Raw genomic sequence first — 2539 nt, 5'->3', positions numbered from 1 at the left:
AGCTACCGAGACGGAATCTACAGCTGATTCTGATGAACAATCCAGTCCCGCATTACAAACCATCACCGTTGCTGGCATCAAACTCAGCAATGCTAATATTCTCTGGTCAGATGCGTCTAAAGGAGAAAGTTATCAGTTACGTAATCTTAATCTGACAACGGACCCTCTCGAACCAGGCGTTCCTACGGCTGTTGATATGGACTTTGATGTCATCAGCACAAAACCAGAAGCCAAAGCGCATGTCACACTGACAACCAATGCTGCTGTGGACATGGAGAAACAGCAATATGCCTTAGAGGGCTTCTCATTCTCAGCCATTGCAGAAGGTAAAGAGCTGGCTTTCAATCAGGCTGATTTATCTCTTAAAGGTGATATTAAAGCGGATCTAGCAAAACAATGGGTGGAAGTAAGCGACCTCGCGCTAGCAGCCAAAGCATCAAATAACCAGCAAAAAGTGGATGCCAAATTAACGGGACAAGTCACTTCCAATCTGGCTACCCAGCAATCCAATATCGATAATTTAGATATCACTGCCACCATTCAGGATCCAAGCTTACCTGATGAACAAGCTGAATTTCACCTGACCAGTGGTATCAAAGCTGACTTAAAACAAGAGACCCTCACCGTGTCTGCTCTTGTCTTAAAACTGCAGGATTTACTCCTTGAAGGGGATATTCAGGCTAAAGATATCCTCAAAGAGAAACCGACCTTTGCAGGCAGCATTCATATCCAACCTTTCAGCTTAAGAAAATTGGCGTCTGATATGAAAATTGAATTGCCTGAAATGAGCGATGAATCCACACTGGAGAAAGTCGAACTTCGTTCAGAACTGAGTGGTTCTACCAATCAAATTAATCTAAAACAGCTGGCTCTGACTTTGGATCAAAGTAATCTGACAGGACAATTTGCTGTAAGCAATTTCAGCAAACCTGCGTTCAATTTCAATCTGAAACTGGATCAAATTGATGCAGATCGCTATATGCCGCCTGTAAAAGAAGAAAAAGAGACAGATAAGACTCCAACCACAAATGACAACGCAAACAAAGCAGCGACAGCTGAAGAAGCTTTACCGCTGGATGCATTGCGCCAAATCAATGCGAAAGGCAGCATTGATATTGGCAAATTAAAAGCCACAGGCCTGAACAGTGAAAATATTCATATTTCCATTGATGCCGGCGATGGCCTGGTTAAACTTACCCCACTTAAAGCAAACTTATATCAAGGACAATACAACGGTAATATCATTCTTGATGCACGCAGTGACGCATTAAAACTGTCACTGAATGAACAAGTAAAAAATGTTCAGGCTGGACCCTTACTCAAAGACATGACCGGGGATGCCAAAATCAGTGGGACCGCCAATGCGAATGCCAAGTTAACAGGCTCTGGAGCCACCGTTTCACAAATCAAGCAAACCCTGACAGGTAATGGTGGCTTTGCTTTTACAGACGGTGCATTGCAAGGTATCAATATTGCCGAGATTATTCGTAAAGCCAAAGCGGCTTTAAAAGGTGAATCACTGCCTGCATCTGACGCGCCCGTTCAAACTGACTTTTCCAGTATGTCTGGCACGTTTACGGCAAACAATGGTGTTATCAACAATCAGGATCTCGCCGTTAAATCCCCTTTGCTGCGTATCGATGGCGCCGGCAAAGCCAACCTGGCAAGTGAAACACTAGACTATGGCTTAAAAGTCGCTGTCGTCGGAACAAGTAAAGGTCAAGGCGGTAAAGAGCTTGAAGAACTTAAAGGTGTGACCATTCCCATCAAAATCACTGGCACATTCTCAGAACCTAAACCCACCGTAGACCTCGCTAATCTTGTCAAAGATAAAGCAAAAGAAGAACTCAAATCTAAAGCAGAAGAAAAGCTTAAAGAAAAACTGGGAGATGATTTAGGCGGTCTTCTTGGTGGCAAATTAGGAGGTTCAAAAGCCAAGTCTGAAACTCAATCAACAGAGGCGGAGAATGCAACTGATGCTGAGTCTGAAGAAGAAAAGTCCTCTGATAAAAAATTAGAAGATGCCGTCAAAGATAAATTGAAAAACTTCTTCTAAACGATAAATACTCTTTTCGTATCTGCCCGCCTTGATACACCATCAAGCGGGCTTTTAATTTGAAAAACATGACAAAACCTTTCCATTTCGCTGATGCATTACTCGACTGGTTCGATCACTACGGTCGTAAGAATCTGCCCTGGCAACAAAATCCAACGCCCTACCACGTCTGGTTGTCTGAAGTCATGTTGCAGCAAACGCAAGTTTCCACTGTCATTGATTACTACACACGATTTATTCAGCGCTTTCCCAACGTCCACTCATTAGCCGAAGCAAAACAAGATGATGTTTTAGCGTATTGGTCAGGTTTAGGTTACTACGCCCGTGCTCGTAATTTGCACAAAACAGCTCAAATAGTCAGCGCAGACTACACCGGCGCTTTTCCAGAAACGTTAGAAGAACTGATCAATCTACCAGGTATTGGACGCTCTACCGCGGGTGCGATTCTGACACTCGCCTATCACCAGAAATATCCTATTCTAT

Annotated in this window: 1 protein-coding gene and 1 pseudogene; both read left to right on the top strand. The window is 43.5% G+C overall.

Annotation, left to right across the window (positions count from 1 at the left end):
- On the top strand, positions 1–2056 hold a 2056-nt coding region (locus tag B4K20_RS00715; protein ID WP_289281499.1), incomplete at its 5' end, for an AsmA family protein.
- A 68-nt stretch (positions 2057–2124) separates the two neighbouring features.
- Positions 2125–2539 (top strand): annotated as a pseudogene (locus B4K20_RS00710) (A/G-specific adenine glycosylase); the annotation flags it as partial.

Origin of the sequence: Methylophaga sp. UBA5088, from assembly GCF_002414625.1 — a bacterium.
Lineage (GTDB): Bacteria > Pseudomonadota > Gammaproteobacteria > Nitrosococcales > Methylophagaceae > Methylophaga > Methylophaga marina.
The sequence above is the reverse complement of the archived record's forward strand: the minus strand, read 5'-3'. Positions and strand labels throughout refer to the sequence as shown.